The sequence below is a fragment of the Domibacillus robiginosus genome, assembly GCF_000966195.1.
Lineage (GTDB): Bacteria > Bacillota > Bacilli > Bacillales > Domibacillaceae > Domibacillus > Domibacillus robiginosus.
On sequence record NZ_LAHL01000012.1, the window covers coordinates 265,435 to 290,730 of the forward strand.

Consider the following 25,296-nt stretch of genomic DNA (forward strand, 5'->3'; position numbering starts at 1 on the left):
GACTTACTTCGACTCCTTTTCAGTATAGATTTCAAATTGTTCTTTTAAGTTTGCTGGCATTTCTTCGTACATAACTTTCATAAGGTCTGTTACTTTTTGTTTTGGCGTTTCATCCGCTTTTTTGATCGCGTCTTTGATTTCTTCTTTCGCGCGTTCAATTACTTCTGTTTCTTTTTCTTCGTTCCATAGACCTTTTGCTTCTAAGTATTTGCGGAAGCGAACAAGCGGATCTTTTTTCTCCCACTCTGTATCAAGGTCAGATGTACGGTAGCGAGTCGGGTCATCTCCGGCCATTGTATGAGGACCGTAACGGTAGCACAATGTCTCGATCAATGTTGGACCTTCACCTTTGATTGCACGCTCACGTGCATCTTTAACAGCTGCATACACCGCAAGTGGATCCATACCATCAACAAGAACAGATGGAATACCGGCTGCAATCCCTTTTTGAGCGATTGTTTTCGCTGCTGTTTGCTTTTCACGCGGTGTTGAAATCGCGAACTGGTTGTTTTGAACGATAAAGATCGCTGGAGCATTGAATGCACCGGCAAAGTTGATTCCTTCATAGAAATCACCTTGTGATGAGCCGCCGTCTCCTGTATATGTAACAGCTACTGCTTTTTTGCCGCGTTTTTTAAGGCCTAGAGCCACACCGGCATTTTGCACGTATTGTGCACCGATAATGATTTGTGGAGACAAAACATTTACGCCTTCAGGTGCCTGGTTGCCCACAAAGTGTCCGCGTGAGAACAAGAATGCTTTCCATAATGGAAGACCATGCCACACAATTTGCGGAACGTCACGGTAACCTGGTAAAATCCAGTCTTCTTTTTCAAGCGCATAATGAGAAGCGATTTGTGACGCTTCTTGTCCAGCTGTTGGCGCGTAGAAGCCAAGACGGCCTTGACGGTTTAATGAAATAGAACGCTGATCAAGTACGCGAGTGTATACCATACGTGTCATTAGTTCTTGAAGTTCTTCATCTGAAAGCTTTGGTGCTGCACTTTCATTTACTATTTTTCCTTCTTCATTCAAAACTTGAACCATTTCAAATTGCGTTTCAATCGACTCAAGCGTTTTTTGCGGATCGAACTGAGTTTTCTTTGCACTCATGGTTGTCACCTTTCCTTTCTTTATTTGTCATGTGGCTGTTTTCATTTATAATGACCTGTACCAGTTATTTTTTATAAATCACTAATACAATTAAAAGCTTCGGTTAATAGTGTATAATAACCGTGTTCATCCGTCAATTCAAAAAGATTTTTTACAAAATTTCAGTAAATCACCTTGTTCAACCCTTCTGTATTAGTGAACATATCAATTCTGTACTATAAAAAGAAAGCGCTTTTTTACACTGTTATACATTACAATTTTTACCCCTTTCCCCTATTCCCGGTTTCCAAAGCTCGAAACAAAAGAATTGCTTCATTAACATTTTGCGCAGTTTTTGATAAGATAAATACACTAAAAGTGAAAAAGGACTGAAACTATATGATTAAAATGAATGACATCGTGCGAGAAGGCGACCCCGTTCTTCGGGAAAAAGCGAAAGAAGTGCCCCTTCCTGCTTCTGAAGAAGACAAAGCGGTTCTCGCTTCACTAATGGAGTACGTTAAAAACAGCCAGGATCCCGAAACGGCCGAAAAATACGGGCTACGTCCTGGTATTGGTCTGGCTGCACCGCAAATTGGTGTTTCAAAACGGATGATTGCTGTCCATGTAAATGATGAGAACGGAAATCAGCTTAGCCATGCGCTGTTTAACCCGAGAATTGTCAGCCATTCTGTTGAGAAAGCATATTTAACAAGCGGTGAAGGTTGCTTATCCGTTGACCGTAACGTCCAGGGTTATGTACATCGCTACGCAAGAGTGACAGTTAAAGCTGTTACTCTTGCGGGTGAGGAAGTAAAACTCCGTTTAAAAGGACTTCCCGCTATTTGTATGCAGCATGAAATTGACCATTTAAATGGTATTATGTTTTATGATTATATTAATGACAAAGCGCCGTTTCAAATAGAAGAAAACGCGCAGGCAATCGAGCGCTGAACAAAGCAAGAGAGAATATCCCGATCACTTTTCAATCGGACAGCCATATGATAAAATGGCAGTGAGGAGTGATCCACAATGTTGAAGAAGCTGAAAAAAAAGCTCGCTAAACAGTGGAAAGATCTGCTTAGAAGAAAATCAATCGCATAACTTAGAATGGTTAAGCCCTTCCGTTACGAAGGGCTGTCTTTATGTATGAAGCAAAAAGATGTTCTTTCGTGTCAAAACATCATTCTTTCTATATAATAAAAACCAAGATCATATAAAAAGATTCCATCTCAAAAACGAGAAGAACCGCTTTTATTGCGGTTTGTATATATTAAACCGGAAAAAAGGAGAGAAAGTTATGATTTATAAAGTATATTACCAGGAAGACCGTTCCGAGGTACCCGTTAGAGAAAAAACAAAAACCTTATACGCGGAAGCGCAAACAGAACGGGAAGTACGTCACGCATTGAAAAGCCGCCCATACAATATTGAGTTCGTTCAAAAGGTAACAGATAACCACCTTGAGTATGAGAAAAAGTCGCCTGACTTTAAAGTGGAGCAGCTGTAAAGCATGAAATTCGTAAAAAATGATCAAACAGCAGTTTTCGCCCTCGGCGGTTTGGGTGAAATCGGCAAAAATACGTACGCCGTCCAATTTCAGGACGAAATCATTTTAATTGATGCGGGAATTAAGTTCCCTGAGGATGAGCTTCTCGGCATCGATTATGTGATTCCCGATTATTCTTACCTGCAAAAAAATGCTGATAAAATTAAAGGTTTGTTCGTTACACACGGCCATGAAGATCATATCGGCGGCATTCCTTATCTGCTAAGAGTTGTAAACGTACCTGTGTACGGCGGAAAGCTTGCGCTTGGGCTCTTGCGCAATAAGTTAGACGAGCATGGGCTTCTGCGCCGTGCCCGCCTTCATGAAATTGGCGAGGATGATGTGATTAAATTCCGAAAAACATCTGTGTCCTTTTTTCGGACAACTCATAGTATTCCTGATTCTTACGGAGTTGTCGTAAAAACACCTCAGGGTAATATCGTGCATACAGGCGACTTTAAATTTGATTTTACCCCTGTAGGAGAACCAGCTGATTTAACGAAGATGGCTGAAATTGGCAAGGAAGGTGTTCTTTGCCTTCTGTCTGATAGTACAAATAGTGAAGTGCCTAATTTTACAATGTCTGAGCGTAAAGTGGGCGAAAGTATCCATAATGTATTCCGAAAAGTACAGGGCCGCATCATTTTCGCCACTTTCGCTTCTAACATCCATCGCCTTCAACAAGTAGTAGAGGCAGCGGTTGAAGATGGCCGGAAAGTCGGTGTGTTTGGCCGCAGTATGGAAAATGCGATCAACATCGGTCAGCAGCTCGGTTATATCCGCTGTCCAAAAGATACGTTTGTTGATACGCACCAATTAAATAAATTACCGGCTAATAAAGTAACCATTTTATGTACTGGAAGCCAGGGTGAACCGATGGCGGCGCTGTCGCGCATTGCCAACGGCTCACACCGCCAAATTCAAATTCAACCAAATGATACGGTCGTCTTTTCATCATCACCGATTCCCGGTAATAATGTAAGCGTCAATCGAATTATTGATGCCCTATCTCGTGCGGGTGCAGATGTCATACATGGACCATTAAATGAAATTCATACCTCTGGCCATGGCAGCCAGGAGGAACAAAAGCTGATGCTGCGCTTGATTAAGCCAAAATTCTTTATGCCGATCCATGGTGAGTATCGCATGCAGAAAATGCATTGCCAGCATGCAATTGACTGTGGTGTTCCAGCAGAGAATTGTTTTATTATGGATAATGGCGATGTATTAGCTCTGTCGAAAGATGAAGCGCATGTGGCAGGACGCATCCAATCCGGCTCTGTTTACATTGATGGAAGCGGCATTGGCGATATTGGCAATATCGTGCTTCGCGACCGTCGTATCCTGTCGGAAGAAGGTCTTGTAATTGTAGTAGTAAGTATTAATAAAGAAAAAAATAAAATTGAAGCAGGCCCGGACATTATTTCGCGCGGCTTTGTGTATATGCGTGAATCTGGCGATCTTATTTACGAAGCACAGTCAATGCTGAATCGGCACGTAAAACAGCTTCTCAACAACAGCTCCACCCAGTGGTCCGATATAAAAAACGAGATTACCGATACTCTTTCTCCCTTCCTTTACGAGCGGACAAAACGCCGCCCGATGATTTTGCCAATCATTATGGAAGTATAACAAAAAGAAAAGCACTCCTTTTAACAAGGAGTGCTTTTTTTCGGAGGCGTTTTGATGATTCAAGTAAAAAGTCAGTCTCAATATGCAGAGCATATTAAAAAGCAATATCGCTCCTCTGCTTGTGGACCTGTCACAGTTTCGGTGATTTTAGATTTTTGGGGGCGAGCACATACTGCCAACGAGCTGTACAAAAAACTCGGGACAACAAAAATTGGTTTGTTCCGCTGGATGATGGTTTGGAGACTAAGAAAACTTCTGGGTAACAGCTGGCACATTACTTCATCTAACCGAATCGACAAGGTGATTCAGGAGCTTGATCTCGGTCATCCTGTTGCCGCAAAATTTGATAAATACTTTACCCTTCGCTTCTTTGCAAAGCCCTTATATACCTACCACTGGGTGGTGCTGACAGGATATAAAATTCAGGATGGACATATATATTTGTTTTTTCACGATCATGGCTCTCCTGGACGGAAAAGTACACTCCGGCGTGCAGCATTCGAACAAGAAGCGGGCGTTCTTCGTTTCGTTCTTCTTTCACCCAAAAAACCTCCACTTTAACAAGCGGAGGTTTTTATCAATCATTCATTTTTTTTTGAAAGCGATCAATGTCTCTGTCTGCACCAATAATGATTAAAATATCACCTAAATGAATAGGCTCGTCTGCCTGCGGCGATACAATGATTTCTTTGCTGCGCTTAATAGCTACGATATTAATGCCATAACGCGCCCGAATATCAAGATCAATTAATGTATTGCCAGAAAGCGATTCATTCGCCATAATCTCGGCAATGGAATGCTCATCAGAGAGCTCCAAATAATCCAATACATTGTTTGAAACGATGTTATTGGCAATACGACGGCCCATGTCGCGCTCCGGATGAACAACCTGATCAGCACCGATTTTGATTAGTACTTTTTCATGGTAGTCATTTTGCGCTTTAGCGGTTACTTTTTTAACACCTACTTCTTTTAACATAAGAGTCGTCAGGATACTCGACTGAATGTCATCGCCAATCGCTACAATTACATGGTCGAAGTTTCGAATGCCCAGACTTTTTAAAACAGATTCATCTGTTGTATCTGCCACTACAGCATGAGAAGCAATGGAAGTAAATTCATTGACACGATCTTCATCTTTATCAATAGCCATTACTTCCATTCCTTGTTCGCTCAATTCCCGACAAATACTGCTGCCAAATCGTCCGAGTCCAATAACAACAAATTCCTTTTTCATGATCTTCCCCCGCTGTCAACATAATATAAAAAGTTCTGCTCTGACAGTTTACCATGAACGAGCTTCCTTTGCTTTTATTTCCCCATTCACTTGCTGTCAAGCTCCCGCCTGTATAAAGCTCTGAGGACAAAGCCTATCAAAACGCACTTTATTGTATTTCATAAAAACAAAGAAAAACCGGCTCCTGCCGGTTTTTCACTTCACTTTGCATTCGTTGTTTCATCCAGCACACGATTTACCCGTTTTTCAAGCATTTTCATCCCGCTTCCGCCCGCTTGAAAGTGGCGGAGCTGACCTTCTTTATCAAAAACGTAATACGCAGGAACATATTGATTATCAAATGCTTCTGTCAGCGTATGTTCACCATCAACAAAGATAGGCTGTGTAATTTCATGCTCTGCTGCTACGGATTTAATTTGCTCTATATTCAAGTCATCCTCTGAACGAGGCATGTGTACAGCTATTACGTTTAATTTGCTTTTATAATCATCCCGAAATTTATTTACGCTCGGCATTGCTTCCTTGCACAAGTGACAGCTCACCGACCAAAAATGGATCAGTGTCGGCCTCTCGCCAATTAAATCACTTTTTGTTACTTCCCCATTCAGCCACTGAGTGGCACCATTAAGCTCTGGCATTTGTTCTCTCAATTTCATCTGTTCATACGCTCCTTTTCAATGGTATGGACACATCAGGGCCTAACGATGTGTTAGACCCTGATTGATAAAAATGTATTAAAGAGTTTTTTGACCTGGCTTCCAGTTTGCAGGGCAAAGTCCGCCAGTTTGAAGAGCTTGAAGTACACGAAGTGTCTCATCTACATCACGACCGATATTGTTATGGTTAACGACTTGATATTGAAGCTCACCTTCCGGGTTAATAATAAACAAACCTCGCAGCGCCACGCCCTGTTCTTCAATGAGAACGCCATAGTCACGTGATACAACGTGATTTGTATCGGCCGCAAGAGGGTACTTGAGGTCGCCCAGGCCGTTATCCTTACGGTCTGTTTTAATCCAGGCAAGATGAGTATGGATAGTGTCAGTGGATACACCAATTACTTCCGCATCCAAATCTTCGAATTCATCGTAGCGGTCAGAAACTGCCGTAATTTCTGTCGGGCATACGAAAGTAAAGTCCATTGGGTAGAAAAAAAGAACGGTCCATTTATCATTTTTCATATTATCCTCAAGACTTACTTTACCAAATTCTTTGTTTGCAAGTACTGCTTCCATTTCAAAGCGCGGTGCTTGTTTCCCTACCATACGATCTGCCATGAATAAAAACCTCCAAATGAATTTTTTAAATGAGAAAACGACACAAAATTCTCAAAAGCTTTATTTATCAAAAATAATGCAAGCCTTGTAAATAAATGTGTCAAATTCTTATTATAATAATTTTAATAAAGAAGTTATTATTTAAAATGGTCGATATTTGATCAATTACTGCTTCAGTTTACCACGTTTTGCCACCAGTACAAAATGATATGTCCTGTAAAAGGTGATCAGCGGGTGCCCAGATGCTCAAAGTAGCGGCGGATAAAGGAAATGGCTGTTTCGATTGCTGTTTCATCCGGATTTAATTTTGCATGATGAAGCCCATACTCTGAGCCCACACCGAGCCAGAACATAAGTCCAGGAATTTCTTTCAGCATAAAGCCAAAATCCTCTCCCGTCATGGCTTCTCTTGCCTGCACAAATTGGATATCGGCCTGCTGCATAGCGAATTGAACAAAACGGCCTGTCACTTCCGGATCATTAAATACCTGATAGTAGCCGCTGCCACAGTCGATTTCTGTTTCACAATCAAAAGCCGCTTCAATCCCTTTTAAAAGCGATTGGACCCGTGCTTTTGCTTTTACCATGGCTTCTGGTGAAAGCGTGCGGATAGTGCCTTCCAGTCTTGCATGGTCGGCGATCACGTTTTGCACAGTGCCGGCTGTCATTTTCCCTACGGTGACAACAGCACTATCAAGCGGGTCAACGTTTCGGGAAACGATAGACTGAAGCTGTGTAACAAAATAAGAGGCCGCTACAACCATATCCTTTGTTTCATGCGGATATGCCGCATGGCCGCCTTTACCGCGAATATCGATAAACAGCTCTGATGTATTCGCAAATAAAAGGCCCGGCTTTGTGGAAATCGTGCCCGCCGGATGCTCCGGTGCAATATGAAGCGCATAAATTTCATCCGGAAGCCATGCACGGAACTCTTTCGATGCCATCATCGGCTCGGCTCCTCCTGGTCCTTCTTCTGCGGGCTGAAAAATAAAAACTAAATCGTCATCAATTGGATGAGAAGCAAAATGAGTCACCACGCCAAGTGCAATGCTCATATGCAGATCATGGCCGCATGCGTGCATACGCCCTTCATGTGTTGAAGTAAATGAGAGGCCGGTCTGCTCGGTAATAGGCAGGCCATCAATATCTGTTCGCCACCCGATTGTTTTAGATGGGTTAGTCCCTTTGATTTTCACGAGAATACCTGTCCGCCACGTTTGAATTTCCATCCGCTCCTGTGGAAGTGAATGTAAATACTCGAGCAGGTAAGCCTGCGTTTTGAATTCTTGAAATCCAAGCTCTGGAATTTGATGCAAATCACGTCGAATAGCCGTAAATTGGCTCATTTCTTTTCCCCCTTTGTAGAAAAAGAACGCGCGAGCAGCTGCCCACGCGTTCTTATAATTACCGCTTTTACAGTTTGCGGAGTTCCTGCATGATTTCTGTTTTTGATTTTGTTTTATCATCGATTTGTTTGATAACACGTGCTGGTGCACCTACGGCAACAGAATAAGGCGGAATATCTTCTGTAACAATTGCACCCGCAGCTACAACGGAACCTTCACCGATGCGGCACCCTTCAAGAACTACTGCATTTGCACCGATTAAAACATTATCTTCTAAAATAACCGGCGAAGCAGAAGGCGGTTCAATAACACCAGCTAAAACAGCACCCGCACCAACATGGCAGTTTTTACCTGTTGTTGCTCGCCCGCCAAGGACAGCATTCATATCGATCATTGTACCTTCACCAACGACTGCACCAATATTGATCGAAGCACCCATCATAATCACGGCATTGTCACCGATTTCAACTTGATCGCGGATTACAACGCCAGGCTCAATACGCGCTTTAATGTTTTTCATATCTAAAAGTGGAATAGCAGAGTTGCGGCGGTCATTTTCTACTACGTAATCAGTGATTTTATCCTTGTTTTGCTCAAGTGCTTCAGACACTTCCGCCCATTCTCCAAACACCACGACAGAATTTCCTTGACCAAATACCTTCGCCGATTCACCGAAGTTAATTCCTTCAACTTCTCCGTTTACATATACTTTTACCGGTGTTGATTTTGTACTGTTTCCAATAAAAGCGATAATTTCGTGTGCATCCATCATTTTCATAAGTATGTATTCCTCCTGGTCAATCTGTTTTTTCTGCTATAACTTTATCAAAGCAGCGCTACTTTCACAAGCGATTTTCTTCCGATTGTGCCATAAAAAGCTCAATCGTTTCGACAAATGCCTGTACCTGCCGAAGTTCAAAAGCGGCATCATAGCCAAGCAACCACGTGTCACGGCGGATTGGCTCGCCTTCCCGGTCATGAAGTGGCGTCTGGAACATGTCGTGTTCATGATTAGCCAATGTAATAGCCGGTAAAATGGCATATCCAAGTCCATTGAATGCCATTTGCCGACAGGTTTCGATTTGATCTACTACAATTGAGCGCTTTGGTGCCATATGAAAACGGCTGTGCCACCATTCCTGTATTTCCTGATAATAGCTTGAATCACTTTTAAATTGAATAAACGGCTTGTCGGTCGAAAGCACATCCTCCACATTCTGAATATCTTTATCGACTAAATAAAGCGGATCTTCAAACAAGTGAATTTTTCGCCCTTTCCATTCCGGCGTCCCGCGTATAATCCCAACATGTACATCCCCTTCGTAAAGTGCTTTGACAATTTCGCTGCTCCAGCCGGTAATCAGCTGAATTTTGGCATGAGGGTAACGTTCTACATACAGCTTCAGCACTTTTGGCAGCCAGTTCTGCCCAACAATAGTCGCGCAGGCAATTTTTAGCGTCCCATGCACTTGCGGTTCAAGCAGCTGCAGCTCCTCCAGAAGACGCTCCCTTTTCTCCAGCGTTTCTTTCGCATATTCGACAATCCGCTCGCCGGCCGGTGTTAAAGACAGACCTTTCGTTGACCGGTTAAAAATTTTAACTGCCCACTCTTTTTCAACAGTCTGCAGACGCTGAGAAAGAGCAGGCTGTGAAACAAAAAGCCGCTCCGCTGCTTTTCGCATATTCATCTCTTCGGCAAGAACTGTCAGCAGCCGAAATTCAGAAACAGACATTTCGTCACTCTCCTTTTTTTAAAAATAGGAGCAAAATAAATGAAAGTACAGCAAACAAAAAAACCACAAAATATACAGCATGAAGAGAAGTGGTGAGCCCTTGTCCCAAAACCGCACGGGCAGAAGCCGTTATATCCCCTTCGCCGCCCAGAAGTTCATTCACGGAATTAACCGTTAGATTATCTGCACCATTTCTATCTGCTAAATAAGTAGATAACTGACTGTTTAATACACCACCCAGCAGGGCGGCGCCAATTGCATTTCCGATGTTTCTCATAAACATATTCGAGGCAGTGGCAGCGCCTCTTTCATGCCAGTCAACTGCATTTTGAATAGAAATAATAAAAGCAGTCGATGTCAGCCCCATCCCTACTCCCGTTACAAAAGAGGACGCAGCTGCCCACCATGGACCTAAATCCGGCTTCATAAACATAAACATTAAACCGCCAGCTAAAAGCGCTATACCGCCAATTAATGTGGTAGCCCGGTAGCCAATTGAATGAAGAAGACGACCGGACAGAGACGAGGCGATCGGCCAGCCGATTGACATGGCCGTTAATGTAAATCCAGCTGTTGTTGCACTTTTCCCCATGACACCTTGTACATATGTCGGTAAAAAGGAAGAAATGCCAATCAGCATAATGCCGGTCGTTAACGATACAAGGTTCGCAATTAAAATTGGACGCACTTTCCATAAATGAAAAGGCACAATAGGCGACGGCGTACGGCGTTCATGCAGAGCAAAAAAACAAAAAGAGATGGCTCCAAGTGTAAGCAGCAAACCTGTATGAGCTGTTTTTCCTGCTTCTACCAGCCAGTACATGAATGTAGAAATTCCCACCAAAAACAGGACTGTTCCTATATAATCAATATTCGGCTTTTTCTTTTCTACCTTTTCATGTAAATAAAGACCAAGCATGACCATCGAAATGATGCCAAGAGGCACATTAACCCAGAATACCCATCGCCAGGATACATATTCTACAAGCAACCCGCCAAGCGCTGGTCCGGAAACAGCGGATATTCCCCATACACTCGATAAATAACCTTGTATATGGGCGCGTTCCTCCTTAGAGTAAATATCGCCAACAATTGTCGTTGCGATCGGCATAACCGCGCCGGCCCCTATTCCTTGAATGAAACGAAACAAAATCATTTGCTGCATCGAGCCGGCCAGCCCGCACAAAATAGAACCGATTAAAAAAATCGCAATACCGGCAAATAATACAGGACGCCGGCCGAAAATGTCAGAAAGCTTACCATAAATCAAAACCGTGGCTGCATTCATTAATAAATAAGCGGAAAACACCCAGCTGTACAGCGAAAATCCACCTAATTCCGCTACAATATCAGGCATTGCAGTCGATACAATTGTTGCTTCTATGGCCCCCATAAACATGGCCAGCATAACAGCTGCTAAAACAAGAGGCCGCTTTGTTTGTTTTTGTTTCAAGCCTTCCACCTCAAATTCAATAAAAAAAATCCGCCGCCTGGCGGATCTTTAATTTAATCCATCAACATAATAATTTAATTGTTTTAAAATGACCCGTCTTGTTAATATACCCTCAAAATGCCCTTCCTCATCAGTTACACATAAAAAAGGATGATTAATAAGCTGCCCAAGCGCTTTACGGAAATGATCATGAACGGTTAAAGCTGGTTTATCCACGGCCATAACATCTTCCACCTTCAATTCTTCGAGCCGTTCAAATTCAATGCGTTCAAGACCGAGAAGCGCTTCCGTAATCATCGGAATGCTAATCAGCCCTTCAAGACGATATTTTGTATCCAAAACGGGAATGGCTGTATAACCGCTTTTTGTCAGAACGAGCAATGCGTGTTCAAGACTGTTTCCTCGTTGGACAAATGCAACTTTTTCTCCCGGAATAATATAATCCATGATATTTGTCTGCAGTACGTCTTTGTTTCTGAAGGAAATCATCAGTGTTCTCCTTTTTTGTTTTGTAAGCGCTTTACTTACCTTCCATTATAGCAAAACATTCTGGGCTTCTACCAGAGAAACGAGCCGTTCTTCTTCAAAAAGATCCGGCCCTGGCCGCCAGCTGTTATCCTTGCGCTTCCTGCTTTGCTTCTTGAAGAAGTTCAAAAATTTCAATTGCTGTCATATCAATATCGTCAAAAGGATATTTGCTTCCTTTTCCATCTTTATCATATACTTCTAATTCGAATGTATCTTTGTTTGGAAAATATTTTACCTGGCAGAGTGTTTTTCCATTTAATTCAAACAAACGCTGTTGCACTTCTCCCTGCTCTCCGCCCTCCTGCAGTGACTTTAAGCGTTGTACGATTCCAACTAATTGTGACATATATTGTCGACCCCTTTCTTTCATTATCCATTTAGTAAGCACAAGAAATATACCATACATCCCTGCTTTAATCCAATATTTTTGCCCTGTTTTTTGAGAGTCAAATAATAAAAAAGACGCTAAAATCAGCGCCCTTATACCCACACCATCTCAATCATTCCAAGAAATGCGACACATACGGTTACAGGGAGCCGGATGAGCTTAATTCGCTGTGCGGATACTGGCGGGCCTGCTGCCCTGTTTTTGCATCAGAAAGGCCTGCTGTTTCTCATTCCTTCAGCAGCTCAAAGCGGTCCACCAGGAGCCTCCTTACGACAGAATCCCGATGCTCCCAGGCGTCTTCATTACTCCAGGATATTTCGATTTTACCCCGATTTGTTCCAGTTCATACGTTAATACAGCAGTCCATCCTGATCGTACAAATACTCATAAGGAATATCAAAAAACAAATACTCATGTTCATTCACCGGGCAGGAAAATGTCCGAATGGTTTCTCCTGTCTCAATATCATTGTATAAATCAGAGATTAAACCGCCGCCATTTTTATTCATTCGAACGATATTCTCAAGAAAATAAGGGCGCCAACTCCAATTCTTATTTAAGTATTCCGGCTGAAAAATCCATCGCCCATCTTTTTTAAAATAGTTAGGTGTTAATTCAAATCCGTTTTCGTCACAAATATACAAACGAAAACACATTTCATCAAATTCCTGGGCAATATCTTCAAGCAGCTTTTCTTTTGAAACCGATTTTGATTTAGCAATTATGGCACTTAGTCCGCTTTCCAATTGATCGGCCAGTGCGTATACGCTGCTTAAAGCCTGCTTTTCATACGTAATAAACCGGCTGCACTTTTCCCGCAGCATTTCTTTCTGCCCATCCGGCTGAGCAAACTCAGGCGATGGTTCTGATAGATAAAAGCCCTGGTAATAACGTCCGCCATTTTTCCATGCGTATTGAAGCTGATACTCTGCTTCGACCGTTTCAAACAAAAGCGATGCACCAAGTTTGCGGGCAAACATGGAAAGAGAGTAAACAATGTTTTTATAGGATTGATCACTGGCGTCTTTACGAAGCGCACGCAGGCTTATTTTTAAAATGTCCGGTGACGATCCGGCAAAGTGGCGGATATCTCCATCAACTTCTCCAATGTGGTCGACTGCCAGCCGAATCCCCAGTGTCTTATAATAGCGCAGAACATTATCAAGCGATTTGCTGTAATCTGCTTCTGAGATTTCCAGTACGATCTGCTCGTATTTCAATCCTCTTTCAGCATATTCATCCAGGATAGCCAGAAAAGATTCACCGTAATCTTCAAGCAGACCGGCAGCCCGGCGGTTTACAAACAGCATTTCCGTTCTTTCTGCTTTCAAAAAGGCATCCAGTGCTTTTCTAAGAATCACGTCCTCTACTTCACGACGGTAGTCATCCGGTGTATCCTCATCATGAAAAAATTGCCCGAGACTGTGGATAGCCTCTCCTTCTATGTAACGCCCTAGCACTTCATATCCAATAATTTTATGTTCGTCAGCACTGAAGATCGGCTGGTAATATGGTACGACACAATCCAGATTACTCATAATTTCCAATACATCCATGAATAAACCCCCTATTCCGTCCAATCGTCTATTATTATACATGACTTTTACTCATTATGCTGTAATTAGAAAAAACCTGGCACATGATGGCGCCAGGTTAAATCGTATGCCGGCGGGCAAAATCGACGAAGCGAAATTTGTCCGGCCGGTGTCTGGACTCTGTGTACTGGAAGAGGTTCGCATTATCTAAATAAACGTAATTGCGTACGACTACAATATAGGAAAAACCATTCATATGAAGAAGCGAGAGATCTTCTTTTGTACATGGTTCGACCGTTATTTCTTTTCGGGCAAAACTGATAGTTAAATCAAGCTCTTTCTCAAGATATGCGTAAATGGACTGTTCACATATTTCCCTTGTTAGAGTAGGGACATTCTTTTTGAGTAAGAAATCTTTGTCTAAAATAATACGTTCTTCGTTAAACACACGTGTGCGGGTTACTTTCCAAATATCCTCTTTTGCACTGCATTGAAGCTGGTGCTGTAAATAAGGCTCCGGTCGAATTAACGTAAGCTCTTCTACGTTTGTATAAATAGTTCCGCTCAGCCCTTCCGCCAGCTCCTTGAAACTGACAAGCCCGGAAAAAGGAAAGCTCGCCCGGCTCGTGTCAAGAACGACAGAGCCTTTGCCGCGCAGCTTTTGAATGTACCCGTTTTGAGAAAGAAGGGTCAGCGCTTTTCGAATCGTTTCTCTCGATGTTTCATAGCTGGCGGCCAATTCATGCTCTGAGGGAATCAATTCCCCGGGCTGAAACACACCCTGCTTCATTTTTTCAGCCAGTTCTTCATAAATGCGTTTGTATTTGTTTGTTTTCATATTCGTTCACCTGTATGCTGTCATTCCTTCCACTATAGCATAAAATGGATTAGTTAAACAGGCGGTATACGGTGCTTTCATAGGGTGTTAATGTCCAGTCTGAAAGATTAAAAGGCACCTGCTCTTCATTTGAGAGGACAAGTGAAGAATTTTTACCTTTTAATTCTTCCGGTACAATAAACGGTACAGGCCGCCCATAAAAATTATTTACAACCAGCCACGCTTCATCTTTGTACTCCCTTAGATAAACAAACAGCTCAGGGTGATCAGCCATTAGCAGCCGGTAGCTTCCTTCTCGGAGAAGCTCTTCCTTTTTCCGCAGTTTAATCAGTGCCTGATAATGATAAAAAAGAGAATCGTTGTCTTGCTTTGCTTTTTCTACATTGATGTCTTTAAAGTTACTGGCAGTTTCAATCCATGGCGTGCCGCTTGTAAACCCGGCATTTTTTTCTCCATTCCATTGAACAGGTGTCCGGCTGTTATCGCGTGATTTTTGTTTTAAAATTGTCATAACATCTTCTTCTGCCATTCCCTGCTCACGCATTTCCGTGTACATATTTAACGATTCTACATCGCGGTACTGCTCAATCCGTGCAAAATGGGGATTTGTCATTCCAATTTCTTCGCCTTGATAAATATAAGGTGTCCCCTTCATAAGGTGGATTACGTTTGCCAGCATTTTCCCTGACTTCACCCGGTATTCTCCATCATTTCCGTACCGGCTTACAATTCGCGGCTGGTCATGGTTACACCAAAACAGAGCATTCCAGCCTTCGCCTTTATCCATTTCCTGCTGCCAGTCTGACATGATCCCTTTTAGCCATAAAAAGTCAAACGGAGCCGCTGTCCATTTTTCTCCCCCTGGATAATCTGCTTTTAAATGATGAAAGTTAAATGTCATTGCCAGTTCATGTGAATCCGGATGAGAATAACGGATACAGTGCTCGATTGTTGTAGAAGACATTTCGCCTACTGTTAATAGATCATACCGTGAAAATACCTGGTCGTTCATTTCACGCAAAAACTCGTGAACCCGGGGACCATCGGTGTAAAAGCGACGGCCATCTCCCTCAAAATCATCAGGAAATGATTGATCTTTAGAAATAAGGTTAATAACATCCAGACGAAAGCCGTCAATACCTTTTCGAAGCCAAAAATGCATCATGTCATACAGATCACGGCGGACTTGCTCGTTTTCCCAGTTTAAATCTGCCTGGGTCCGGTCAAATAAATGCAAATAGTACTGGCCGCGCTTTTCATCATATGCCCATGCTGATCCGCCGAATTTTGATTTCCAGTTGTTTGGCGGTCCCCCGTCTACCCCGTCTCTCCAAATATAGTAGTCCCGGTACCGGCCATTCGATTCTCTCGATTGCTGAAACCATTTATGCTCAGTAGACGTGTGATTCACAACGAGATCCATGACAATTTTTATCTGCCGGCTATGAGCCTTCTCGAGCAGCTCTTCAACGTCATCCATCGTTCCATAGTCAGGATTAACTGTATAATAATCGCTAATGTCATAGCCGTTATCCTTTTGCGGTGACGCGTAAATTGGTGTCAGCCACAACACGTCTACACCAAGCTCCTTTAAATAATCCAGCTTTTCAATAATTCCCTGGATATCACCTGTTCCACTGCCGGTTGTATCATTAAAGCTTTTTGGGTAAATCTGGTAAACAACACTCTTTTTCCACCATTGTTCTTTCATCATGTGAACCTCCTAATAGAAAAAAGGGCAAAGGTGCCCTTTATTTTTGTTTCGCAAATCGTGAAAAGATAAACGTCAAAATGATTGGCAGTACAATCACAATCATCATACCGATTAAAAAGGATGTCATTCCTTTACTGATAACAAGAAAGCCAGGAATGCCTCCAACGCCAATTGTACTAGCAAGTACACCATTTACCGATATGAACATACCAGCAATCGCTGAACTGATCATCGCTGCAATAAAAGCGTAGCGAAAACGGAGATTTACCCCAAATATAGCCGGCTCCGTTACACCGAGAAATGCAGACAGTGCGGATGTATAAGAAAGTCCTTTTAAACGGTCTTCTTTTGCTAAAAAACCGATAGTCAAAGCGGCTGCACCCTGTGCAATGTTAGAAAGCGCCAGCATTGGCCATAGAAACGTGCCGCCAAGCTGGGAGCCAACCAGCTGTAAATCTACCGCTAAGAAAGTATGGTGCATCCCTGTAATCACCAGGACACTGTACAAGCCTCCGTATATTAAACCGCCTAAAAGCGGTACTGTATCAAAAATATAAATCACAGCATCTGTAATAGCGTTTCCAACAATAAACATAACCGGTCCAATTAAAATGAAAGCGGCAAAACCGGTAATAAGGAGAGCGAGCGGCGCTACAACGAGCAGCTGAATACCTTCTGGAACTCTTTTTGTTAAGAAAACTTCAATTTTGGCCAGTAAGTAGGAAGCAAACAAAACAGGAAGTACCTGCCCCTGGTAACCGATTTTCTCAACTGTCATACCCATAATATTCCATGTAGGAATTTCTCCTGCTTTTTCTGCTTCCCCGTACGCCCATGCGTTTAATAAATCAGGATGGACGAGGATTAAACCCAGCACAATCCCTAAAAGAGGGCTACCGCCAAAACGCTTCACCGCTGACCAGCCGATCAAAGCTGGCAAAAAGGTAAACGCTGTATTCGCAATTAAATTAATAATACTAGCAATGTCCGCCCACTGAGGATATCGTTCAATTAATGATTCCTCAAAAAAGATACCGGGACCCGTTAAAATATTATTCAGTCCGAGTAGCAAGCCGGCTGTTACAATGGCCGGTAAAATGGGTATAAAAATATCAGCTAATGTTTTAATTGCCCGCTGCAGCGGATTTAAATTCGATTCTGATGCTTTTTTCACATCATCTTTGGAAGACTCTCCAATACCGGTTTGATCAACCAGATCTTGATACACCTTGTTAACGGTACCCTGGCCGATCACAACCTGATACTGTCCGTTAGCGGCAAAAGATCCTTTGACTACATCAATTTGTTCTAGTTTTTCTGTATCGACTTTGCTTTCATCTTTTAATGCAAAACGCAGCCGTGTTACACAATGTGTAGCTGCACTAATATTATCACGTCCGCCGACTGCCTCTACAATCTGCTCCGCCTGCTTTGAATATGCACCCATCGTTACCAACCTCCTAATCTTGTATATACATCTAAATAAAACTTTATCACTTGTATATACATGTTGTCAACGAATAAGGAAGCGATTTCAAAAAAAAAAAAAAAAAAACAGCGGTTATCGCTGCTTTAAAAAGGAAATCGGTTCAGCCATTGGCCGCCGTCTATTGTAATACACTCTCCATTTATATAGGAAGCTTCTTTAGAAGCTAAAAAAACAGCAAGAGAGGCAATCTCCTCGGGCGTGCCAAGCCGTCCCAGCGGCACACTGTCGACTGTCCGTTTAGCTGCTTCCGGTGACTCCCACAGTTTTTCTGCCCCTCCTGTCCGCTCAATTGGGCCAGGAGCAATCGCGTTCACTCGTATTCCATATTGATGGCCCCACTCCACGGCGAGAGTACGGGTAAGAGAGAGTACACCTGCTTTAGCAGCGGCTGAATGCACAACACCCGCTCCTGCATTCCATGCATAAGTGGCTGCTATGTTAATGATTAAGCCGCTTCTTTTTTGTTTGATCCAGTAGTTTCCTATAGCCTGTGAACAGTAAAATGTTCCATTTAATACGATATCAATAACGGACTTCCATCCATTCGGTGTCAGCTGTTCCGCTGGACAAATGAAATTTCCAGCTGCATTGTTAATGAATACATCGATTGAACCAAATGCAAAATGTGCCTTTTCGATCAATTTAACAGCTTCTTCAGGCTGGCGTACATCCATAGCAAAAGTTAAGAACCGGCTGTTTTCTCCGCTGATCTCCTGTTGAGCCGCTCTTAACTTTGCTTCATCACGTCCGCAAATCATGACATTGGCCCCTTTATCGAAAAAACACTGAGCCATATATTTTCCCATCCCACTCGATCCACCTGTGATAATCACTGTTTGTCTTGTCATACGTACCTCCCCTTTAAATATTGAATGACTATTCATTCATTTCTTTATTATGAAAAAAGAAATCCGCAATATATACGGATCTCCTCTCACAATTATTCTTCGTCTTCCTGTATTTGATAAACAGTCTGTAAACATTGAAGCTGACTGTCAATATAAACATCTTCTTTTTCGTGAGCTACGTAATGGTAATTTCCTTCATTATCCTGATAACGTGCTTTTGCATTATCTGATAACTGCAGAGAAAGAAAATCAGTCAGCCTGTTTTTTAAGGAGGCGTCTAAAATAGGAAATAAAATTTCAACCCGCTTAATCATATTACGTGTCATCATATCAGCTGATGAAAGGTAAATATGACGCTCACCATTATGATGGAAATAATAAATGCGGCTGTGCTCTAGAAAACGGCCGACGATACTGATTACCCGAATGTTTTCACTTACCCCTGGAATTCCCGGACGCATGCAGCAAATACCACGGATAATACAGTCAATTTGAACACCTGCGTTAGATGCTTCATATAATTTCATAATCAGTCGTTTGTCAGTCAAGGAATTCATCTTTGCAATAATTCGTCCATTTCCATACTTTTTATGGATATCAATTTCCTGATCAATTAATTTAATAAAAGCATCTTGAATATCAAATGGAGCCACAACTAAATGATTGTATTTTGGTTTGTCCATATAGCCGCTTAAATAATTAAAAAAATTAGTTGCATCTACACCAAACTCTTTTTTAGAGGTAATTAACCCATGGTCGGTATAAAGCTTTGCTGTGGCATCGTTGTAATTACCCGTTCCAAGATGAACAAACCGTTCAATCTGACCTGCCCGCTTCCGGACTACAAGCGTGATTTTACTGTGTGTTTTTAAATTGTGCATCCCATATATAACATGACATCCTGCTTTTTCCAGTTCCTTTGCCCACTGAACGTTATTTTCTTCATCAAACCGCGCTTTTAACTCGACGAGAACGGTCACTTGTTTTCCTTTTTCCGCTGCACGCTTAAGTGACTCAATAATAGGTGAGTCGCCGCTTACCCGATAAAGAGTCATTTTAATGGCTAAAACAAGTGGATCGTCCGCTGCCTGTGAAATAAAATCAACGACAGGCTCAAAGGACTCGTATGGATGGTAAAAAAGCACATCCTGCTGCAGCGCCTTTTCAAAAATATCTTCCCGCGAAGACAAATCAAGCGGCAGCTGAGGAATAAAAGTTTCATAGGTGAGCCCTTCACGTAGAGTACTTAGCTTTTTCGTAAAAGGAAATAAAAAAGTCAAATCGATCGGTCCATCAATTTCGTACACATCTTTAAAATGAATTTCAAGCTCTTCCAGCAAATAATCCAGTACATCCTGATCTAAATCCTGCGATTTAATTTCAAGCCGGACCGCCGCTCCCCATTTTCGTTTTTTCAATTCTTTTTCAATTTCAAGAAGTAAATCACGGGCGCCTTCTTCATGAATTTCCATATCTGCATTTCGTGTGATCCGAAATGTATTCACATTTTTCACTACATATCCCTGGAAGATACGGTCAATAAAATATTCCAATACATCCTCTAGTAAAACGAATGTGCCGCCTTCCTCCGATGGCACTTCAATTGTACGGTCGAGCACTCCTGGTACCTGGACAATCGCTACACGATCCCTTTCCGCCTCTGGCTCGTCATTTTCAAGCATTACAACAAGATTAAGAGATTTGTTCAACAGCATAGGAAAAGGACGATAAGCATCAATCGCCATTGGTGTCAGGACGGGAAACACTTCGTTGTCAAAATAATCAAGCAAAAATTGCTGCTGCTCGTGGTCCAAATCCGCCGGCTTTTTTAAGGAGAAACCTTCTTCTTCAAGCGCTGGAAGAATTTCTTCCCGTAATACTCTGTTTTGGGTATCTACCAGCTCATGTGCTTTAATGCTGATTCGATTCAGCTGCTGCTTCGGTGTCAGTCCCGCTTTGTTTTCCGGCTTATTAAAGCCTGCTTTCACTTGATCCTTTAAGCCAGCTACCCTTACCATAAAAAATTCATCTAAGTTAGAGCTGAAGATGGCCAAAAATTTCATACGTTCGAGCAGAGGATTATTTAAATCCGATGATTCCTCCAACACACGTTTGTTAAAGTTAAGCCAGCTTAATTCTCGATTATTGTAATATCTCGGATTCGCTAAATCAATTGCTGTCTGCATGCTCATCGGACTCCCTCGTTTCAGTTTTCTTTTATTTGTTTAAATTCTATCTTAATCGCCGTCTGCAAGGCCTTTTCTAAATGGCGCTTTTGTTTATCGCTTTGGTAGCGCTCAGCAAGCTCGCTGCCCTCGCAATAAACCGTAATGACAATGTGATCATGTTTTCTTTTAATGCTTAAATCGCTGACAATGCTTCGCTTTGAACTGTTTAAACTAAAACAAAGCTTAAGCAGTGCACCATACTCACGCATCTTTTGAATTTCATCTTTTGAAAACCAGCCGTCAAATTGTTCCAGATACTGCTTGAGTGTCGAGTTATTTGTAAATGAAGCGATCAAGGAAATGTATGCTTTTTCCCAATGGGTAAAACCATCAAACATGGAATTGAGCAGCAGATAAAAAGTATGACGGCTTTTTGAGCTTGATGAAATGTACTCACCAAGGTAAAACAGGGCTGCTGCTTGTTCAATCAAAAAGCGCTCTCTGTCGGTTACCTTCAGAACCTGTTCCTGCTCAAAGCCGCGAAGCATATTTTTCGTGAGCTTCATCATCTGATAATGATGATTTTCATCATGGCCATAAACAGTCAGCAGCCGCTTTACGCCGTTTTGTTTTACATCCTCTGCAGTGTCCCACGTACCGTTTTTTGCCCGCTCCAGCATGATTCCATCCCGGAGTCCTCTTGAGCTGACAAACATCCCCTTTGCTTTTGTATGTATAGTCAGCTGATAAAACACTTCAATAGCCGGTAAAATCAAATCAGCACGCTCGTTTGAAAGACCATCGACTTTTTCAAATTCACTGTACGAAAGAGGAGAAAGCTCCGTGCGCAGCTGTTCCAGTGCTTCTGTCGATAATTCATACCCGTGAACACCAAGTGGTGGATAACTTTCTTTTAACTGCTGGACATTGGCTAAATTCCGCGCGCTGCCCCCAATGGCTGTAATCATGCCGCCTGGTGCTTCATCAAGCCAATCAAACTTTTCAAGCTCCTGTCGAATAAATTCAGCCATTTTCTTTTGCTCTTTCGGCTTTATCCGGTCATCTGAGATAAACTGTTCTTTAAGTGAAACAACTCCAAAAGGAAAGCTGAAAAAATGTACCAATTTTCTGTTTTTAAAAAGCGTAATTTCCGTACTGCCCCCGCCAATATCGATCGTCAATCCATGATCAGCCGGCATCGTTTTCAGTACAGCAGACAGTCCATAAGAAGCTTCTTCTTCTCCTGATAACAGACGAATGTGAAAACCTGTTTCCTCTTTCACCTTTTGAATAATCGCTTCCCGGTTCGATGCTTGCCTTACCGCTGCAGTCGCAGTACATTCCACCTCGGTTACTCCGTAGTAATTGAGCACTTCTTTAAAGTTGCGCAATGCTTCAAGCAGCAGCCGTACCCCTTCATCACTCATCTCACTTTTTTCATTTAAAAAGCGCCGCAATCTAAGAGGAGCTTTTACATTTCGAAATTCCTCTATGGCTGATCCTTGTTCTTTATATAAAACCAGACGGACTGTATTTGATCCGATGTCGATAATACCTGTTTTGTTTTGCATCACAGTAATTCCCGCTTTCTTTTTTATTCATTTTTCCCTTTAATATACCATGCAAACCATGAGGAATGCTTCCAAATCACGGTTAAACAGTATATAATGAGAGAAAATGAGCACGAAAGGAGTCACTACATTGAGCAAAAAATCTGAACCCTTCACCGAACCTTCATCTGAAGAGACCCTCGCCAAAGCCATTTTCACGGTTAACCGCCATGCAAAAACGGCTACAAACCCGAAATATCTATATGCGCTGAAAAAATGCGCCCTCCTGAAGATGATCAAGGAAGGCAAAGCAGAAAAAAAAGGCCTTCATTTTTCCCGAAATCCTAAAAACAGCCGACAGCAGTCTGATGTGCTTGTTTCATGCGGCGAGTATACGTTTCATATGCCGCCATGCAAAGAAGACTTTACTTTACTGCCACATCTGGGACGATTAAGCGAACAAATACGCAATCCCCGCTGTTCAATGGGGCTGTCTAGAGCGAAAAATATTTTAGAAGCGTATACCGGCATGAAAGAAAAACAGTCAAAGCCGCCCGGACAGAAAAAGTACACAAAGCCTATATTTAAACCGCTCGGCCAATCATACTAAGAAGGAAAAGGACGCCGCTGACAAGCAAGCGTCCTTTCTTTTATAGGGCAAGTTCATCAATACACTGAACAAGGCGGGCAATTTCTGGTTTGCTCACCTGTGCATCAGCGCCTACACCTGTGCCCTTGTGACGAAGCTCATCGGTAATTAAAGACGAGAAAATAACCACTGGAAGTTTTTTCAAAACCGGATGATCTTTTATCCGTCTTGTTAAATGATGACCGTCCATTTGCGGCATCTCAATATCTGTAACCAGCAGCTGCACTTTCTGAAATGTATTTTCCTGCTCAACTGTAGATTCTAAATAGTCGAAAGCAAGCTGTCCGTTTTCGAAGAAATCAATCCGGTCATAACCAGCTTCCACCAATGTATCATGAAGCAGCTTGCGGAGCAGCGGTGAATCTTCTGCTACGATAATTTGTTTTTCAGAGCGTTCACGCTTGCCCAAGCTTCGAATTTGATCAACGTGAATACCCGAGTGAGGGTTAATATCGACAACAATTTTTTCAAAATCAATCAGTAAAATCATTGTTTCATTAATTTTAATGACGCCAATAATTTGATTGTCGCCTCCCTGGTACATTTCAGACGGCTTTTCAATATCGTTCCAGGAAATACGATGAATACGTGTTACATTTTGAACGTGAAAAACAACTTTTTGCTGGTTAAATTCCGTTACAATGTATTTATCGTTATGATCATTTTGAGACGGCTGCAAACCAAGCACTTTTGCCATGTCAATAACCGGCAGTACCTCACCGCGTAATTGAATGATCCCTTCAATATGGGAATGCGCATGCGGGATAAAGGTAATAGGCATTGGCTGGATAATTTCTTTTACTTTCATGACATTAATACCGTATTTATTGCCCTGAACCTCAAACTCTACAATTTCAAGTTCATTGGTACCAGATTCAAGTAAAATTCCATAATCATTTGTCATAAGTCATAAGTCCCCTTACTTTTTTATTTTACTATATCACGAATAAAAAGATTGTCGATGTTTGAAAAGTTTATAATTCTTTAATATTCATTTAAAAAATTTACATTATAATAACATTAGATAAGAAAAAAGGTGGTTTACAAATGGAACATAGATTAAACACACGCGTAAAAGATATTGAAATTTCTGGAATTAGGAAATTTTTCAACCTGGTCGGCACACAAGAGGGCATGATCTCTCTTACGATTGGTCAGCCGGATTTTCATACGCCTGAACATGTAAAAGAAGCTGGGATTCGGGCTATTCAGGAAAATGCAACCGTGTATACACCCAACAGCGGGCTGGCGGAGCTGAAAGAAGCTGCCGCACACTTTTATCAGAAAAAGTATGGCGTTTCTTACCAAGCAGACACAGAAGTAATTGTAACGGTAGGCGCCAGTCAGGCGATTGATATTGCACTGCGGGCTGCCCTTGAACCGGGTGATGAGGTCATTCTGCCAGGCCCCGTTTATCCGGGCTATGAACCCATTATTCATTTGTGCGGCGCCAAAACCGTAATGGTTAACGTAACAGATAATCACTTCCGTATGACAGCAGATCGTATTCAACCATACATAACGTCAAAAACAAAAGTCATTGTGCTACCGTATCCGTCGAATCCTACCGGCGTAAGCTTAACTGAGCAGGAACTTAAAGATATTGCAGCGCTTGCGAAAAAACATGAGGTTTTTATTTTGGCGGACGAAATTTACAGTGAAATCGTGTACGAGCAGCCTCACGTTTCCATTGCCTCTTTTTTGCCGGAACAAACCATTGTCGTAAATGGCTTGTCCAAATCACACGCAATGACTGGCTGGCGAATTGGACTCCTGTTCGCTCCTGAAATCATCGCTCAGCATATTCTCAAGGTGCATCAGTACAACGTTTCTTGCGCTTCTTCTGTTTCACAAAAAGCAGCGGTCGCCGCCCTGACGGATGGAATAGATGATGCACTCCCTATGCGCAGTGCATATCAAAAGCGCCGGGATCTAACTTTCGAGAAACTGCAGGAGCTCGGCTTGGAAACAGTTAAGCCTGATGGAGCCTTTTACTTTTTTGTTAAATTGCCTGCTTCTTATATCGGCTCTTCTTTTGACTTTTGTTTAACTCTAGCTCAAAAATATAAAGTAGCGGTTGTACCCGGCAGTGCTTTCTCTGATGCGGGAGAAGGCTGGTTCCGATTATCTTATGCGTGCAGTATTGAGGAAATTGAAGAAGGACTGCGGCGGATCGGGCAATTTTTAAACACACTTTAATAGAGAAAGCAGAAGCTGTGATGCAGCTTCTGCTTTTTTTCACAAAAAAGGCCCGGGCAGCGTTCGCC

General features: G+C 42.3%; 24 protein-coding genes. 6 read left to right on the plus strand and 18 right to left on the minus strand.

The window, feature by feature from the left end; all coding sequences use genetic code 11:
* Window positions 1-3: 3 nt before the first annotated feature.
* A complete protein-coding gene (pdhA, locus tag VP97_RS09695; protein WP_050181575.1) occupies window positions 4-1,113 on the minus strand; it encodes a pyruvate dehydrogenase (acetyl-transferring) E1 component subunit alpha in 1,110 nt (369 codons plus the stop codon).
* A 378-nt stretch (window positions 1,114-1,491) separates the two neighbouring features.
* Here pdhA and def point away from each other — a divergent pair, with 378 nt between their 5' ends.
* From def to VP97_RS09715, 4 genes are all read left to right on the plus strand, one after another.
* Entirely contained in the window at window positions 1,492-2,046 is a 555-nt protein-coding gene (def, locus tag VP97_RS09700) for a peptide deformylase (RefSeq protein WP_050181576.1), read from the plus strand.
* A 346-nt stretch (window positions 2,047-2,392) separates the two neighbouring features.
* Window positions 2,393-2,602: a DNA-dependent RNA polymerase subunit epsilon gene (locus tag VP97_RS09705; RefSeq protein WP_050181577.1), complete on the plus strand. Its 210-nt coding sequence runs from the start codon at window positions 2,393-2,395 to the stop codon at window positions 2,600-2,602.
* Window positions 2,603-2,605: 3 nt separating this feature from the next.
* A complete protein-coding gene (rnjA, locus tag VP97_RS09710; protein WP_050181578.1) occupies window positions 2,606-4,273 on the plus strand; it encodes a ribonuclease J1 in 1,668 nt (555 codons plus the stop codon).
* Between the two features lie 54 nt (window positions 4,274-4,327).
* Window positions 4,328-4,834, plus strand: coding sequence for a C39 family peptidase (locus VP97_RS09715; protein WP_050181579.1), 507 nt, complete (start codon window positions 4,328-4,330; stop codon window positions 4,832-4,834).
* A 16-nt stretch (window positions 4,835-4,850) separates the two neighbouring features.
* Here the strand turns inward: VP97_RS09715 and VP97_RS09720 are convergent, their stop codons facing one another.
* The 16 genes from VP97_RS09720 to VP97_RS09795 all read right to left on the minus strand — a co-directional run bounded on the left by VP97_RS09720 (window position 4,851) and on the right by VP97_RS09795 (window position 22,401).
* Window positions 4,851-5,510: a potassium channel family protein gene (locus VP97_RS09720; RefSeq protein WP_050181580.1), complete on the minus strand. Its 660-nt coding sequence runs from the start codon at window positions 5,508-5,510 to the stop codon at window positions 4,851-4,853.
* Window positions 5,511-5,710: 200 nt separating this feature from the next.
* Window positions 5,711-6,166, minus strand: coding sequence for a TlpA family protein disulfide reductase (locus tag VP97_RS09725; RefSeq protein ID WP_050181581.1), 456 nt, complete (start codon window positions 6,164-6,166; stop codon window positions 5,711-5,713).
* 78 nt (window positions 6,167-6,244) lie between these two features.
* Window positions 6,245-6,787: a peroxiredoxin gene (locus VP97_RS09730; protein WP_050181582.1), complete on the minus strand. Its 543-nt coding sequence runs from the start codon at window positions 6,785-6,787 to the stop codon at window positions 6,245-6,247.
* Window positions 6,788-7,014: 227 nt separating this feature from the next.
* Complete coding sequence (locus tag VP97_RS09735; protein ID WP_050181583.1) at window positions 7,015-8,136, minus strand: N-acetyldiaminopimelate deacetylase; 1,122 nt, start codon at window positions 8,134-8,136, stop codon at window positions 7,015-7,017.
* A 67-nt stretch (window positions 8,137-8,203) separates the two neighbouring features.
* Window positions 8,204-8,914, minus strand: coding sequence for a 2,3,4,5-tetrahydropyridine-2,6-dicarboxylate N-acetyltransferase (gene dapD, locus VP97_RS09740; protein ID WP_050181584.1), 711 nt, complete (start codon window positions 8,912-8,914; stop codon window positions 8,204-8,206).
* A 64-nt stretch (window positions 8,915-8,978) separates the two neighbouring features.
* Window positions 8,979-9,869 carry a transcriptional regulator CcpC gene (locus tag VP97_RS09745; RefSeq protein ID WP_050181585.1) on the minus strand — a complete coding sequence of 297 codons (891 nt, stop codon included), beginning with the start codon at window positions 9,867-9,869 and terminating at the stop codon, window positions 8,979-8,981.
* Between the two features lie 4 nt (window positions 9,870-9,873).
* Window positions 9,874-11,277, minus strand: coding sequence for an MDR family MFS transporter (locus tag VP97_RS09750; RefSeq protein ID WP_082220318.1), 1,404 nt, complete (start codon window positions 11,275-11,277; stop codon window positions 9,874-9,876).
* A gap of 93 nt (window positions 11,278-11,370) precedes the next feature.
* On the minus strand, window positions 11,371-11,811 hold the full coding sequence (gene cbpB / locus VP97_RS09755) for a cyclic-di-AMP-binding protein CbpB (protein WP_050181587.1): 441 nt from the start codon (window positions 11,809-11,811) through the stop codon (window positions 11,371-11,373).
* A gap of 124 nt (window positions 11,812-11,935) precedes the next feature.
* On the minus strand, window positions 11,936-12,196 hold the full coding sequence (locus tag VP97_RS09760) for a YkuJ family protein (protein ID WP_046179710.1): 261 nt from the start codon (window positions 12,194-12,196) through the stop codon (window positions 11,936-11,938).
* Between the two features lie 392 nt (window positions 12,197-12,588).
* Window positions 12,589-13,794, minus strand: a complete 1,206-nt coding sequence (locus tag VP97_RS09765) for an EAL domain-containing protein (RefSeq protein ID WP_050181588.1) — start codon at window positions 13,792-13,794, stop codon at window positions 12,589-12,591.
* A gap of 97 nt (window positions 13,795-13,891) precedes the next feature.
* On the minus strand, window positions 13,892-14,611 hold the full coding sequence (treR, locus tag VP97_RS09770; RefSeq protein ID WP_050181589.1) for a trehalose operon repressor: 720 nt from the start codon (window positions 14,609-14,611) through the stop codon (window positions 13,892-13,894).
* A 49-nt stretch (window positions 14,612-14,660) separates the two neighbouring features.
* Window positions 14,661-16,322: an alpha,alpha-phosphotrehalase gene (gene treC / locus VP97_RS09775; protein WP_050181590.1), complete on the minus strand. Its 1,662-nt coding sequence runs from the start codon at window positions 16,320-16,322 to the stop codon at window positions 14,661-14,663.
* Window positions 16,323-16,362: 40 nt separating this feature from the next.
* Window positions 16,363-17,772 carry a PTS system trehalose-specific EIIBC component gene (treP, locus tag VP97_RS09780; protein ID WP_050181591.1) on the minus strand — a complete coding sequence of 470 codons (1,410 nt, stop codon included), beginning with the start codon at window positions 17,770-17,772 and terminating at the stop codon, window positions 16,363-16,365.
* Between the two features lie 125 nt (window positions 17,773-17,897).
* On the minus strand, window positions 17,898-18,662 hold the full coding sequence (gene fadH, locus VP97_RS09785) for a 2,4-dienoyl-CoA reductase (RefSeq protein ID WP_050181592.1): 765 nt from the start codon (window positions 18,660-18,662) through the stop codon (window positions 17,898-17,900).
* A 92-nt stretch (window positions 18,663-18,754) separates the two neighbouring features.
* A complete protein-coding gene (locus VP97_RS09790; RefSeq protein WP_050181593.1) occupies window positions 18,755-20,854 on the minus strand; it encodes an RNA degradosome polyphosphate kinase in 2,100 nt (699 codons plus the stop codon).
* A gap of 14 nt (window positions 20,855-20,868) precedes the next feature.
* Entirely contained in the window at window positions 20,869-22,401 is a 1,533-nt protein-coding gene (locus tag VP97_RS09795; protein ID WP_082220308.1) for a Ppx/GppA phosphatase family protein, read from the minus strand.
* Window positions 22,402-22,507: 106 nt separating this feature from the next.
* Between VP97_RS09795 and VP97_RS09800 the strand changes: the two genes are divergently transcribed.
* Entirely contained in the window at window positions 22,508-22,990 is a 483-nt protein-coding gene (locus VP97_RS09800) for a YkyB family protein (RefSeq protein ID WP_050181595.1), read from the plus strand.
* Between the two features lie 40 nt (window positions 22,991-23,030).
* On the opposite strand, the gene VP97_RS09805 is transcribed toward VP97_RS09800, so the two are convergent.
* Window positions 23,031-23,933: a chemotaxis protein gene (locus VP97_RS09805; protein ID WP_050181596.1), complete on the minus strand. Its 903-nt coding sequence runs from the start codon at window positions 23,931-23,933 to the stop codon at window positions 23,031-23,033.
* 143 nt (window positions 23,934-24,076) lie between these two features.
* On the opposite strand from VP97_RS09805, the gene VP97_RS09810 reads away from it, so the two are divergent.
* Window positions 24,077-25,228, plus strand: coding sequence for an aminotransferase A (locus VP97_RS09810; RefSeq protein WP_050181597.1), 1,152 nt, complete (start codon window positions 24,077-24,079; stop codon window positions 25,226-25,228).
* Window positions 25,229-25,296 lie beyond the last annotated feature (68 nt).